We start from the raw sequence: 14,936 nt of genomic DNA on the forward strand, positions 1-14,936 counted from the left end.
TCCGCAGTAGCTCAGTGGTAGAGCTATCGGCTGTTAACCGATCGGTCGTAGGTTCGAGTCCTACCTGCGGAGCCATATTATAGAGAAGTACCCAAGTGGCTCAAGGGGCTCCCCTGCTAAGGGAGTAGATCGCGAACGCGGTGCGAGGGTTCGAATCCCTTCTTCTCTGCCAGAATTGGCCCGTTGGTCAAGTGGTTAAGACACCGCCCTTTCACGGCGGTAACACGGGTTCGAATCCCGTACGGGTCATACTAAAAGAGATAGCATAATCTGCTATCTCTTTTTTGTTGTGTAAAAGTGGACTTTTGATAGTCTGCTTTTTTTTATGAATTTCTGGTGTCTTTTCTTTAATACTGGATATTAATCATTGTAATAAGTTGTAGGAGATTTATATATATATGCATTTATTTTTGCAACCTTTTTATTCTCTCATTCGACTATATTAGTAAAGGGAGGAAGAAATAAAATGGACATAGCCTATTTAGTAAAACAAGCAACAAAAGGAAATGATCAAGCATTTGAACAACTTATCACTTTTGTTCGCCCGAAATTATATCGAACAGCCTATTCTTATGTAAGAAATGAACAAGATGCACTGGATATATACCAAGAAACAATTTATGAAGCATATCTTTCATTGAGAAAATTAAAAAAGCCGGAGAAATTTCAAAGTTGGATTACCAAAATTCTTGTTTTTAAATCCATTGATTTTGTAAGAAAATCCTCTAGACAATTTGTTACGAATGATGAAATATTTTCTAATTTGTGTACAGAAGAGAGCATGAATAAATTAGAACAATCATTAGATTTAACCGAAGCATTTAATTTCTTAGATCCTACTTACAAAACAATTATTTTATTAAGGTATTATCACGATTTATCTATTAAGGAAATTGCTGAGGTTCTTAATTCTCCAGAAGGAACGGTAAAGTCTCAATTACATCGAGCAAAGCAAGCCTTACGCCCCATTTTAAAGGAGGGATATAGTTATGAATAAAGAAGAATTTAATCACCATATCAATGATATTCCTATTCCAGAAGACCGGTTAATTCAAAGAGAAAAAACAGCCATGCTTCAAGCTAAGAAAAATCAATACCGTAGAAAAAAAACAATCAAGTATTCTAGTCTTGTTGCTTGTGGAATATGTGTTTCTCTCTTAGGTTTTGGATTCATTTCTCCTACTATGGCAAAGACATTATCGAGTGTTCCAGTTATAGGCTCCATTTATGCACAATTTAATGATATTGCTTCTGATAAAATTGAAAAGGATGAACTTGCTACATCCATTGAAAGACAAGATAACCATAGTGGTTTAACGATGAATGTGAAAGAAGCTGTTTACGATGGCGGACGTTTAGTGATTACGGTGGAATACAAAGGAGAAAATACTATTTCCAATAGCAATGAAGAGAAAGCTGGATTTAGTTATGTAACCATTAATGGGAAAGAAGTTAGGGCTGCGATTGGTTCTACTTCACAGAAGTCAAAAGGACGAAACACCATTATCGAGCAGCATGAATTCACTCTGGCTAATTACGATGAATTTGGTGATAAAATTGATGTTTCCGTCCATGGGAAAGATTTATTTGGACAAACAGGAACATGGAACGTAGCATTTTCTCTTACAAAAGTTGAAGGTGAGATTCGTAAATTTACTCCTAATATAAAAACATTAACGAAAGATAATCTCTATGTATTAACAGTAGATCAAGTTGCCTTTTCTTCACTTTCAACGAGGATTGATTTGACCTTCGATTATCCAAAAGAAATGGAAGCTAATGATAGTTGGCCAGCACTTGATTATACTGTCACTGATGATAAAGGAAAAGTCTACGAAGGGGTCAGCTTGCAAGTTGGTAGCACGGGACTATATGGACACCATATTGTTTTAGCTCTTCCACCAATGGATAATCCTCCAAAATTCTTAACAATTAAACCTGCTTTTCTTAGTGGTCAAAATGATACTTTAAAAAATGGAGGTGCTGAAGATTTGAAAACGACTGTGTTGCTACAATAATTGAAGAGCCTTGCTAGGTTTCCATGTCTATTGACTGTTAATACGTAATGGTATGTTAATTTGACGTGTATGGAAAAACATTGCTATCCAGCAAATATAAATTTGTATCTATATAATCAAAAAACGTTATTCTTTTTGTAGAAATATACAGAAAGGATGGCGTTTTTAATGCTATTATCATTTTCGAGTTTTGTCGGTGAGTCGATATATTGCAAAAATCGCCGATATAATTGCACTTACTGATGAAAACATAAGAAAAATCCTTTCACAATCTAAAGAAAACGCCTCCATTGAGATTGATTTCATACTTGTTTTAATAACTTTACACTCTATGTGAAAAAGTTCACAAATAGGTCATAATTTGTGAATTGATTCACAATGATACGTGCTACAATATGAATGTAAAGAAGTTAAACAACATTAAATTAGTATTTTAATTAATTACTTAAACAATCATAAAAAAATATATGTGAACAATAGAGAGGGGAAATTAACATGAAAAAAGGTATCAATCGTGTAGTATTAGTAGGAACAGGAGCTGTAGGTTGTAGTTACGCTTACTCAATGATCAACCAAGGTGTAGCTGAAGAATTCGTATTAGTAGATGTTAATGAAGCAAAAGCAGAAGGGGAAGCAATGGACTTAAGCCATGCGGTACCATTCTCTCCATCACCAACAAAAGTTTGGAGCGGTAGCTATGCAGATTGTAAAGATGCAGATTTAGTTGTTATCACTGCTGGATTACCACAAAAGCCAGGTGAAACTCGTTTAGACTTAGTTGAGAAAAATACAAAGATCTTTAAACAAATCGTTCGCGGCATTATGGATAGCGGATTCGATGGAATCTTCTTAATCGCAACAAACCCAGTTGACATTTTAACTTACGTAACTTGGAAAGAATCTGGATTACCAAAAGAGCGCGTAATCGGTTCTGGTACTACTTTAGACTCTGCTCGTTTCCGTTACATGTTAGGTGACTACTTAGATGTAGATCCACGTAACGTTCATGCTTACATCGTTGGTGAGCACGGTGACACTGAACTTCCAGTATGGAGCCATGCTACTGTAGGTGTACAAAAACTAGAAACAATCTTAGCTAACAACGAGCAGTACAATCAAGAGGACTTAGATAAAATCTTCGAAAATGTACGCGATGCAGCTTATCATATCATCGAACGTAAAGGTGCAACTTACTACGGAATCGGTATGTCACTACTTCGTGTAACTAAAGCAATCTTAAGCAACGAGAACAGCGTATTAACTGTATCGGCATACCTTGAAGGTCAATATGGTGAGAAAGATGCTTTCGTAGGTGTTCCAGCTGTTATTAACCGCGAAGGTGTACGTGAAATCGTAGAACTTGAGCTAAATGAAGAAGAAAAAGCGAAATTCGCTCATTCTGTAAAAGTATTAAAAGAAACAATGGCACCAGTACTATAATAATTGCTAAATAATTCAGAGGCGGGAAACTGCTTCCTACCTCTGAGTTTTTATATAACTTAATATAAATTCCTTTTCCGGTTTCCCTTGTATATCCCCAATATACCCCTTTTGCTGGATAAGGGTCGTTTATAGAAAAGAGCACTCTACTTTTATGTAGAGTGCTCTTTATTACTATTTTTTAGGAGTTAATCCTAATTTCTTTAAAATATCTGCAAGTGTACCGCTTTTTGATTTTTCAACAGGTGTTTGTGATTTAGATGCATCTGGACCTTTCTTCAAGAAGTTCTTTTCAACGAAGCGAATATCTTTTTCGTCGACAATGCCATCTTTGTTAAGGTCGCCTTCTTTCACTGATAGTCCTTTTTTATCATAGTTGCTAGCGATAATTTCAGCATCTTTTATATCAATTACTTTATCCCCATTTACATCACCGGCAAGATTTTCATCAGGTCGTGCATAATAATATTGACCAAGCAGCTTACCATCTTTTTCAGTACCTAGTTTTGTAGTTAGTCGGCTTGTTAAATGTCCTGGAACCTCCACGTATAAGTTATAATCACGTTTATTAACAGGAAGTCCATTCAATTTGAAGTAACCGTATTTATCAAGTGAGCCTTCAAACTTATGACGGTAAGAATCCGTTGCATATACTTTTACACCAAACTTTGTATAATCGAATTTCTCATCTAAATATCCGCGTTCATTTAAGAATGCACCAGGTTTAATATTTCCTTCTACTTTTGAGTTTAAAGACATAACTGAGAATGTTTGATCTTGAAGTACACGCATTCTGTTTGGCTCTGATTCACCTTGTTTCCAGTAAACGAACACTGGTAAATCTAATTGAGCATTTGCTTCATAAAACTCATCATTTTCTACCTTGAAAGTTACATCAATGAACGGGAAGTCACCATCTAATCCGGCGAAGTTTTTATCATCGATAGCTCCGCCTACTGTAACAGAACCTTCTTCTAGTTTCGGTTCATTTACTTTTGCAGTTACCCCTTTTTCAGAAAGGAGTTTTTCAAAAGCAGGATTCAATTTCGCATTTGCAAATTTGAAGTTCTTCTCTAGGAATTTTACGTTAAATTCTCCAGATACAAATTGTTTTACATGTTTCGCATTTAGTGTCACAGTGAAGTCATCATCTTTATATAATTCTTTTTTATCATAACTAGCTTTTGCATATTGAGCACCTTGCGGAATAAACCAATAGTTATTTACACCGCTTGGATAGTCAGGACCTGCAGTTGCATAATCGAAAATATATACGCCTGTGTTCATTGGACCTTCAGTTTTAAAGGAATCAGGTGTAATACCAACTTTAAAGTCACCATTTTCAGTAATAGGTAAAAACTTGTGCAAGTATGGAGAATAATCATAGTACATAACACCGTTCGCTTCTTGCGTAATGTTTAATCCTTTTCCTCTTAAGTAGTCAACGTTAGAATCATATACATTTCCTTTAATCCATAGTGCTTTTTTACCGTCTTCTACTGTGTAGTTTTCTTCATTTAATTCATAAATACCAGGCTGTAATCCAGTTAATTTCACTTCTGGTGGTGTATTATCAATTACGACGTAATCGCCTTTCACACGTGCCTTCCCGGCTTTATCGTAGCCAACAAATTCAATTGTGTAATCTCCTTCAGGTAAGTCGATTTTCTCATCACCAATTGGTTTTGCAGGATCATTTGTAAAAGGATACACTCTGCCGTTAAAGAATGAATCTAAGTAGTAATACACATCCGTTTTTAGTCCACTCGTGTTTAATGTTCCGATGAAGCCGAGCGCTTTATTTGTTTTTGAGTCTTTCACGATAAGATCTAACGTTTCAAGTTCGCTGTTTAATTGGAACGCCCCGTGAACATATGATTCACGGTATGGATTGAATGTAGATGTATCAGTTGAGATTGTTTTTCTTGATAATAGTGCATTTTCAATACCAGGCTCTGACACACGAATAGAGAACGGAATTTGATACGTTTCTTCTTTATTTTTCGTGTTTGTAATATGAATATATCCTTCATATCGACCTTGCTTTGCACCAGCTGGAATATTAATTTTTGCTTCAATTTCATCTGATTTACCAGCATCAATCGTAATTGTTTCAGAAGTAGAAATTTTTACACCGTTTGCGGTAGCGTCGTTAATGGCAGAAGAAGCTGGTGTATAAGAAATTTCTGTTTTAAATTCTTTCTTCTCTTGTTTATTGCGGTTTTCAATTTTAATTTTTCGTTTTTGTTCAAGAGATTCTCCGTCTTTTTGATAGTACTTACCGAATGCAATGGATCCAGTTTCTTCAGGTACTTCAATCACTTCATCATTTACAATTGTTTTTGTCGTATCTAACACTTTAAAACTTGTTTCCGTGTGAACAGAGTTATAAGCACCTACTCGTCCAGCTCCCACTTCATATACGGAATACTTTTCTTTTAAATCATCAGCTGTGTTCATAAGAGATGCCTTTACATCGAATGGAGAGTATTCTGGATGTTCTTGCAAAATAAGAGCAGCAACGCCAGCGATATGAGGAGATGCCATGGATGTTCCTTGCATACGTTCATAGGAAACATCGTAGTTTTCACCTTCTTGCGGGTCGTTAATATATTCAGGTACTGTTGAAAGTACAGCAACACCAGGCGCTGTAATATCAGGTTTAATATCATCATTTGATGTAACAGGGCCGCGTGAGCTAAAGTCTGCAAGATGGTCGCCTTCTGTTTGAATGTAATTGATTTCATCGAAAGTTAAGGATGTTTTGCCTTGTTCAATTTGAGCTTTTAGTTTTTCGCCATCTTCTTTCGTTAGGCGGAATGCTGGAATGTATTTTGTACTTTCGCCAATGTAGTAAGGGATTTCTCCATCCACATTGTTATAAATAATAACTGCTTTTGCACCAGCTTGTTTCGCATTTGTGATCTTTTCATCAAATGAGATTGTACCACGCATAACGAGTGCGATTTTTCCTTTTACATCCTTTTTACTAAACTCGTCAGGAGTACCGATCCCTACAGATTCAATAGGGAGAGATTGTCCTTTGAAATCTTCTATTTTATCAGTGAAGTTTTTGCCGAATAAAATTAGGTTAGGGAATTGTAATTGCCCAGCATGACCAGATAGTTTCGGTAAGGAAATAGAGCTATCACTTGCTCCAACTGTAATAGCAAATGGAGAAGCACCAGGTGATCCGAGTGTCGCTGGATTTGGACCAGAGTTCCCAGCAGCAACGACTGTAACAACGCCCGAAAGCATTGCGTTATTAACAGCGATAGACGTTGGGTCAAGCGGATTGTTGCTATCGTCACCTAACGATAAGTTAATGACGTTCATACCGTCAGAAATAGATTTATCGATTGCAGCAATAATACCGGAACTATCTCCACTTCCATAAGGACCGAGTACTCGGTAGTTATACAGTTCAATGTCAGGTGCAACACCTTTTACTGCGGAATCTGATTTGTTTTTCTTTTGAGCAGAAACGATACCTGCTACGTGAGTACCATGCGCAGTGTAGAAGGAAGAACCGCGATCATCAAATTCAGGAGCACCAGATTGTTGCCACTCTGTATAAGTTGTTTCCATCGGATCTGCATCGTTATTAATAAAGTCCCAACCTTTTACGGAGTTTGGGTCTACCTTACTAGAATCTTCACCCGGTTTTGCGCGATAGCCTTTATACACGTCTTTTAAGTCGGGATGATTGTAATCAATACCTGTATCTAATACACCAACTTTAATTCCTTTTCCGGTAATGCCCTCGCTATGTAACTTATCTACCCCAATTTGCGGAATGCTATCTGTTAGTTTTTGAGGTGCTTTCTGCTCTGCTTGTTTTGGTAAATTTAATTTCACTTCGTAATCTTTCCAAATACGTTTTACAACGCCAATTCGTAACAATTCTTCAACTGCATTTGCAGGTAATGTCAGCGCAACACCGTTTATAGCATGTTTATAAGAACGTTTAATTTGCACAGACTGGAAATTCCCTGATTTTACTGATGGGCTAAATTGATAAAGGCGTTTGAGTCCTTTTTGGAATTCCTCATGTTCTTGATCAATACGTGCTTTTATATTTTCAGGAGCAGCTTGTAACCCTTTTTCTTTTTGTTTTAATTCATTAATCTTTACTGGTGCAGTTTGAAATTCTACAATGATATTAACTGGTTCAGAACTACTCGTATTAATATCTGGTGAAATAGTAAAACCAGGATTGGCATCTAACGTTTGTAATGCTTGGCGCTGTTCTTTAGAAAGTTTTGATAGTAAAGACTGGGCGTTTGAAGAGTCCATTTGGTTAATAGGGTTTTCGGCAAGTACATTGAACGGAAGGGCAGTTGAAAATAGAACACCAGCCGTCACAATTCCGGTAACAAAACGATTTTTCTTTTTCATGTATAGGCCTCCGATAATTTATATTTTAAAAATTATTTCTCCACGCCTGGTGTTTGTTCTGCATGGAATGTCCAATTTAGTTGTAAGGAATCACCCTGGAATTTATTTTGATCTTGGTCGTTATCTTCAAAGGAGAAGAGAACGTGTAAATAATCTGTTTCACCAGACTTAATACCGTCTATTAAGTTATGACGTTCTAGAGAAGTAGCTACATCCTCAGGTTTCATAGTCTTTAATTCTGATAGTTTTGTTTCCCACAAAATTTCATGATCATCGTTTGGATTAGATGGCTTTCCATCATTCACTAAAAATTTGACGGTGATGTGATCACCTAAATCTTCACCATCATTATTTTGCTTTGCATCTGTAACTTCATAGGATGTTTCAAGTGCTACTTTTGCAATATCTAATGTTCCTTTGTTTTCAAGCTTGAAATTTCTTTCAATCAAATCACCTGGTTTTAAATCTTTCACATTAACAATTACGCTGGGGTTAATAGAAAGATCTAGTGTACCAGCTTGAAATGAGTTACTAGATGTTTCAGAATCACTGAAATAGGCGAATACACCGCCAAATGTAAGGGATAAGCCAAGTGAAGCTGTGACAACTCCCATTCCAACTTTTTGTTTTAATGACATAAGAAAGCCCCCTAATTTAATTTTTTATCAAACTTTCGCCTGGAGTATGGATAGAGTAAACATAGTGTTTCAGTATGAATTATATTTGCGATAGTTCGACGTTCTTTATTGAGAACAAGTATATGCTTATGAATTTTCCGTTTCAATAAAATTGTGACAAAAAATGTTGAGAAACATTTTTTTATGACAGATTATTTTGTTACGATTTTGAGTGATAACTAGCGAGTAAAATAGGATCAATCTAATGAAATAAAGGTTGAGAAATAAATAATAGGATGAAAGACTAGTAGGAAATGAAGCGTTTGCAATGAATATTCGTCAAAATTCGATATTTTACACAGTAAATTTGAATATTTTAAGCGAAATTAAAGAAAAAAACGAATATTTTTTAAAAAATAACAAGGATATTTCAGTTTTTCGCAGAAATGATAAAGAGTAAAAAATTTCTGTCATCTTAGTGAGGTGAACATATTGGATGTAATAAATTGTGAAGAAGTGAAACGAGATGAGTTTCATACAGAAAAGTACTATGACAGTTATAACATCTTTGGGGCACATATTGTGACGGAAGATGGGATGCGAGGTGTACGATTCACAGTATGGGCTCCTCATGCGAAAGCAATGAGTGTTGTTGGAGATTTTAATGAATGGGATTATGAGCAACATAAGATGCTACAAGTGACAGAAGAGGGGATTTGGTCCTTGTTTGTACCGCATATTGAAGAGAATGAGATATATAAGTATGCGATTGAAACGATGGATGGTGACGTTATTTTAAAAGCAGATCCTTACGCAGTATATGCAGAAGTAAGACCAAATACGGCATCTGTAGTTTTTGATATAGAGGGATATGAATGGAATGATAAAAACTGGATTCGTAAGAGAAAGAAAAAATCGATTTATAAAGAAGCGATGACAGTTTATGAATTACATTTCGGTTCTTGGAAAAAGAAAGAAGATGGCGCTCTGTATTCTTATAGAGAAATGGCCGAGGAGCTCATTCCGTATGTGGTGGAACATCAATTTACACATATTGAAATTATGCCGCTTGTTGAGCATCCATATGATCGTTCTTGGGGATATCAAGGGACGGGATATTATGCAGCGACAAGTAGATTCGGCACGCCACATGATTTGATGTATTTTGTCGATGAATGTCATAAATATGGAATCGGTGTCATTTTAGATTGGGTGCCGGGGCATTTTTGTAAAGATGCTCACGGTTTATATTTGTTTGATGGGACACCGACTTATGAATATAAAGATATAGATGTACAAGAAAACCTAGTATGGGGAACTGTTAATTTTGATTTAGGGAAGAGGGAAGTACGTAATTTCTTAATTTCAAATGCGTTATTTTGGATGAAGTATTTCCACATTGACGGTTTCAGGGTGGATGCAGTTGCGAATATGCTGTACTGGAATAAAGAAGGACAAGAGCAAAGTAATGAGCACGCTGTTTCATTTTTACGAGAGTTAAATGAAGCGGTGTTTGCAGAAGATGAAGATTTTCTTATGACAGCAGAAGATTCAACAGCTTGGCCACTTGTAACAGCTCCAACGTATGAAGGTGGGCTTGGGTTCAATTACAAATGGAATATGGGCTGGATGAATGATGTGCTGAAATATATGGAGTGTGCGCCTGAGTACAGGAAGTATATTCATGAGAAAATGACGTTCTCTTTAATATATGCTTACTCTGAAAATTTCATATTACCGCTTTCTCATGATGAAGTCGTTCATGGGAAAAAGTCGTTATTAAATAAAATGCCAGGAGATTACTGGGATAAGTTTGCTCAACTTCGTTTATTATATGGATATTTCTTTACTCATCCAGGTAAGAAATTACTCTTTATGGGTGGAGAATTCGGGCAGTTTGATGAGTGGAAAGACCTTGAAGATTTAGATTGGAATTTACATGATTTTGAAATGCATCGTTATATGCATGATTACTTTAAAGAGCTCATAGCATTGTATAAGCGCTCCAAACCACTTTGGCAGCTTGATCATTCACCTGAAGGATTTCAGTGGATAGATGCTAATAATCATGAGCAAAGTATTTTCTCGTTTATCCGTCAAGGGGATAAACAAGAAGATGCGTTAGTTGTCGTATGTAATTTTACGAAAGCTACATATGAAAACTATAAAGTAGGCTTGCCAGATTTCGAGTATTATAACGAGGTTTTAAACAGTGACGCTGAGCAATACGGCGGATCGGGGCAAGTGAATAAGAAACGTCTCAAGACGATTCAAGAACCGTATCATAATCAAGCGGCACATGTAGAAATTACAATTCCACCATTTGGCGTATCCATATTACGACCAGTGAAGACGAGAAAGGGGAGCAAAAAACAAGATGGCTCAAAAACAAAAGTGCGTAGCAATGTTACTAGCAGGGGGAAAAGGTAGTCGATTAAGTGCATTAACAAAAAATTTAGCCAAGCCAGCTGTTCCATTTGGTGGTAAATATCGCATTATTGATTTTACGCTAAGTAACTGTGCGAATTCTGGTATTGAAACGGTTGGGATTTTGACGCAATATCAACCACTCGAACTTCATAATTATATCGGAATCGGCAATGCTTGGGATTTAGACCGAGTAAGCGGTGGAGTCACAGTATTACCTCCTTATGCGGAGTCTTCAGGTGTGAAGTGGTACACAGGTACGGCCAGTGCCATTTATCAAAACTTAAACTATTTAAGTCAGTATGAACCAGAGTATGTTCTGATTTTATCAGGCGACCATATTTATAAAATGGATTACAGTAAAATGCTAGATTACCATATTGAGAAAGAAGCGGATGTTTCGATTTCTGTTATTGAAGTGCCGTGGGATGAAGCGAGTCGTTTCGGTATTATGAATACGAACGAAGAGATGGAGATTGTGGAATTTGAAGAGAAACCGCAATTTCCAAGAAGTAATCTTGCATCAATGGGAATTTATATTTTTAACTGGGCAATTTTGAAAGAGTATTTAGAGATGGATGCAAGAAATCCTGAATCTAGTAATGATTTCGGAAAAGATGTACTTCCGCTTTTATTAGATGAAGGGAAAAAGCTGATGGCGTATCCATTCGAAGGATATTGGAAAGATGTTGGAACGGTGAAAAGCTTATGGGAAGCGAATATGGATTTACTTCGCGATGAAACATCGCTGAATTTAAACGATCGTAATTGGCGTATTTATTCTGTGAACCCAAATGAGCCACCTCAATATATTGCAGAAAAGGCAAAAGTAGAAGAATCACTTATTAACGAAGGATGCGTCATTGAAGGGGACGTGAAGCATTCTGTATTATTCCAAGGGGTGACGGTGGAAGAAGGCAGTATGGTTATTGATTCTGTCGTTATGCCAGGAGCGAAGATTGGTAAAAATGTTGTAATTGAAAGAGCGATCGTTGGATCGGAAATGGTTATTGAAGATGGAACAATTATTCGTCCAGAAAAAAATGTCGACGATGTAGTACTAATTGCTGAAGGGAAATAGAAAAGGGGGATGAAATGAATGGGAGAAAAAATGTTAGGAATTATTAATGCAACGGGAAGTTTTCCTTCCTTAAAGAAAGTAACAGGGCATCGTTCATTAGCGGCGTTACCGTTTGGGGGCCGTTACCGACTCATTGATTTCATGCTTTCAAATATGGTGAATTCTAATATTCATAGTGTAGCGGTTTTTACAAGTCATAAAAACCGTTCACTAATGGACCATGTTGGTTCAGGAAAACAGTGGGATTTAGATAGAAAAAGAGACGGACTGTTTTTATTCCCTCCAAATTGCCAATGTGACCAAGATGAATTTGGGTCTTTTGCACATTTTAGAAGACATATTGATTATTTTTTAAGAGCTAGAGAAGAATACGTTGTTATTACGAATAGCCATCTCGTAACAGCATTAAATTTTCAAGCGGTGTTAGAGCGACATATACATACGGCAGCTGATATTACTGAAGTTTGCCATGAAGGGGTTTCGCTTCAAACATACGTGTTAAAGAAACAATTATTGTTAGATTTATTTGAGACATATAAAGATGTGGAGCAATACAGTTTATTTGATGTAGTGAGAGAAAAGCGCGGAAAATCACTGCATATTGCTACGTATGAGCATACAGGATATGTAGCTATTATTGATTCGATTGAAAGTTACTATAAACATAGCTTAGAAATTTTGCAGCCTGCTATTTGGAAGCAATTATTTAAGAAAGAAGCACCGATCTTTACGAAAGTAAAAGATGAACCACCAACTCGTTACCTGAAGGGTGCAGCCGTGAAAAATACAATGATTGCAAACGGCAGTATTATTGAAGGAGAAGTAGAAAATAGTGTTATCTCCCGTTCTGTTAAAATCGGAAAAGGTTCAATTGTTCGTAATAGCATTATTATGCAAAAGAGCAAAATTGGAGATAACTGTATAATAGACGGTGTTATTATTGATAAAGACGTGAAAATTGGTGACGGTGTTGTACTAAAAGGAAACGCCGATGAGCCATACGTTATCGAAAAAGGAAGCGTTCAAAACAGTACGATTAATAGTTATTCGTGAACTACTCGCCACTTAGCAAAGCTTGAAGTGGGAGCTTCTCAGTTCCACGACGAAAGTAACCTTTCGTCTCCCTGAGCGTTACTTCGGGGTGTTCCACCCCTAGATGTCCAACGCTTGGACGCCCTTTTCGTACGGTTGATATTTTACGCAGGAACCGAATATGGCTTGGTTTTCGCACTCTATTTTCTTCCTGCAACCTTCTATATCAAGTTATCAAAGAACTTCATATAGTTAGTTTATCAAAAGTTTTTGGCTATGCCAAACCGAAATTCATCTCCCACCTACCGTTGGGCTATTGCCCTTCACACGGTTGAGGAAGGAGAATTCTTTCGGTAAATTCGTTAAAAAGATCAGTGGGGGTTTTTCCTCCACTGATTAAAGCATTCATTCAAATGAAAACTCGAAGGGAGGAAGCTGCAAGGGAAGTCATATAAGCTTTTCGTGCAGTGGGACAACAAGTGAATATTTTATTTGCAGTATCAGAATGTGTACCATTTGTTAAATCGGGAGGATTAGCTGATGTAGCAGGTGCGCTCCCAAAAGAGCTGAAAAAATTAGGTGTGGACGTTCGCATTATACTTCCAAATTATAGTCTTATTCCGCAAAAATTAAGGGATGGATGTACGTTACATAAAGTAATTAACGTCCCGCTTGGGTGGAGAAATCAATATTGCGGAATTTTAAAAGGTGAGCAAGACGGGATTACGTATTACTTAATAGATAATGAATATTATTTTAAGAGAGATTCTCTATATGGTCATTATGATGACGGAGAGCGTTTTTCTTATTTTTCGAAAGCAGTTTTAGAGTGTATTCCGCATCTTGATTTCGAAGTGGATGTTCTTCATAGCCACGATTGGCATACAGCTATGGTGAATTTCTTACTGCGTGAAAAGTATCAAGATAATCCATTATATGAGCATATTAAAACGGTGTATACGATTCATAACTTGCAGTTCCAAGGTGTATTTCCTCCTGAAGTGATGTACGACTTGTTAGAACTTGGTGATGAATATTTTCATAGTGAGCAGCTAGAGTTTTATGGAAATGTGAACTTTATGAAGGGCGGAATTATCGCTTCTGATCAGATTACAGCGGTTAGCCCGACATACAAAGAGGAAATTCAATATGAGTTTTTCGGTGAGAAGTTAGATGGATTGTTACGAAAAAATAATGGTAAGCTTAGCGGCATCGTAAATGGAATTGATACGAGCGTATATAATCCAGAAACGGATTCGTATATTACTGCTCAGTATGATGCAGAGTCATTAGAGGAAAAGAATGAAAATAAACGCGCATTGCAGCGTTATTTTGGTTTGCCAGAAAAAGAAGATACACCAATTATTTCGATGGTAACGAGATTAACGAAGCAAAAAGGTCTTGATTTAGTACGTACTGTATTCCGCGAAATAATGGAGGAAGATGTGCAATGTATTATTTTAGGATCAGGTGATTCTGAATATGAACAATTCTTTGAGTGGATGGCATACGAGTATCCTGAGAAGGTAAAAGTGTATATCGGATTTAATGAAGAGTTAGCTCACCAAGTGTATGCGGGAAGTGATTTATTCTTAATGCCATCACTATTTGAACCGTGTGGACTTGGACAACTTATCGCATTAGCGTACGGTACAATTCCGATTGTAAGAGAGACAGGCGGATTAAATGATACAGTACAATCTTATGACGAAGAAACTGGAGAAGGAAATGGTTTCAGTTTCACGAACTTTAATGCACATGACATGTTGCACACGGTTCTTCGTGCAATTGAATTTTATCATGATAAACCGGTATGGGAGCAGCTTGTAAAACAAGCGATGACTGAAGATTATAGCTGGGAGAAATCAGCTCTTGCCTATAAGAAATTGTATAAAAGTCTCATGGAATAACATGTAGGTGGTG

9 protein-coding genes and 3 tRNA genes are annotated in these 14,936 nt (G+C 36.7%); 10 read left to right on the top strand and 2 right to left on the bottom strand.

Translation table 11 applies throughout. From position 1 onward, the window contains the following. The 6 genes from MKO96_RS24970 to MKO96_RS24995 all read left to right on the top strand — a co-directional run bounded on the left by MKO96_RS24970 (position 1) and on the right by MKO96_RS24995 (position 3,458). Positions 1 to 75 (top strand) — tRNA-Asn (locus MKO96_RS24970). A gap of 6 nt (positions 76 to 81) precedes the next feature. After that, positions 82 to 172: transfer RNA gene (locus tag MKO96_RS24975), tRNA-Ser, on the top strand. Positions 173 to 177: 5 nt separating this feature from the next. Continuing rightward, positions 178 to 249, top strand: a tRNA-Glu gene (locus MKO96_RS24980). A gap of 217 nt (positions 250 to 466) precedes the next feature. Further along, positions 467 to 997 (top strand): sigma-70 family RNA polymerase sigma factor, encoded by a 531-nt coding sequence (locus MKO96_RS24985; RefSeq protein WP_240589009.1) that lies wholly within the window; start codon positions 467 to 469, stop codon positions 995 to 997. Then, entirely contained in the window at positions 990 to 2,018 is a 1,029-nt protein-coding gene (locus tag MKO96_RS24990) for a DUF4179 domain-containing protein (RefSeq protein ID WP_240589010.1), read from the top strand. The genes MKO96_RS24985 and MKO96_RS24990 overlap by 8 nt, the downstream gene beginning before the upstream one ends. A 495-nt stretch (positions 2,019 to 2,513) precedes the next feature. Then, complete coding sequence (locus MKO96_RS24995; RefSeq protein WP_000715348.1) at positions 2,514 to 3,458, top strand: L-lactate dehydrogenase; 945 nt, start codon at positions 2,514 to 2,516, stop codon at positions 3,456 to 3,458. Between the two features lie 174 nt (positions 3,459 to 3,632). On the opposite strand, the gene MKO96_RS25000 is transcribed toward MKO96_RS24995, so the two are convergent. Further along, a complete protein-coding gene (locus tag MKO96_RS25000) occupies positions 3,633 to 7,856 on the bottom strand; it encodes a S8 family serine peptidase (protein WP_240589011.1) in 4,224 nt (1,407 codons plus the stop codon). A gap of 32 nt (positions 7,857 to 7,888) precedes the next feature. Then, positions 7,889 to 8,494, bottom strand: coding sequence for a CalY family protein (locus MKO96_RS25005; RefSeq protein ID WP_098275285.1), 606 nt, complete (start codon positions 8,492 to 8,494; stop codon positions 7,889 to 7,891). Between the two features lie 471 nt (positions 8,495 to 8,965). Between MKO96_RS25005 and glgB the strand changes: the two genes are divergently transcribed. The 4 genes from glgB to glgA all read left to right on the top strand — a co-directional run bounded on the left by glgB (position 8,966) and on the right by glgA (position 14,923). Beyond that, entirely contained in the window at positions 8,966 to 10,903 is a 1,938-nt protein-coding gene (gene glgB / locus MKO96_RS25010) for a 1,4-alpha-glucan branching protein GlgB (RefSeq protein WP_240589012.1), read from the top strand. After that, positions 10,851 to 11,981: a glucose-1-phosphate adenylyltransferase gene (gene glgC / locus MKO96_RS25015; RefSeq protein WP_000057613.1), complete on the top strand. Its 1,131-nt coding sequence runs from the start codon at positions 10,851 to 10,853 to the stop codon at positions 11,979 to 11,981. Before glgB ends, glgC begins: the two co-directional genes overlap by 53 nt. A gap of 18 nt (positions 11,982 to 11,999) precedes the next feature. Next, positions 12,000 to 13,034, top strand: a complete 1,035-nt coding sequence (glgD, locus tag MKO96_RS25020; RefSeq protein ID WP_240589013.1) for a glucose-1-phosphate adenylyltransferase subunit GlgD — start codon at positions 12,000 to 12,002, stop codon at positions 13,032 to 13,034. A 458-nt stretch (positions 13,035 to 13,492) separates the two neighbouring features. Further along, on the top strand, positions 13,493 to 14,923 hold the full coding sequence (gene glgA, locus MKO96_RS25025) for a glycogen synthase GlgA (protein ID WP_002203738.1): 1,431 nt from the start codon (positions 13,493 to 13,495) through the stop codon (positions 14,921 to 14,923). Positions 14,924 to 14,936 lie beyond the last annotated feature (13 nt).

Source organism: Bacillus sp. ES1-5, assembly GCF_022487605.1.
GTDB lineage: Bacteria > Bacillota > Bacilli > Bacillales > Bacillaceae_G > Bacillus_A > Bacillus_A wiedmannii.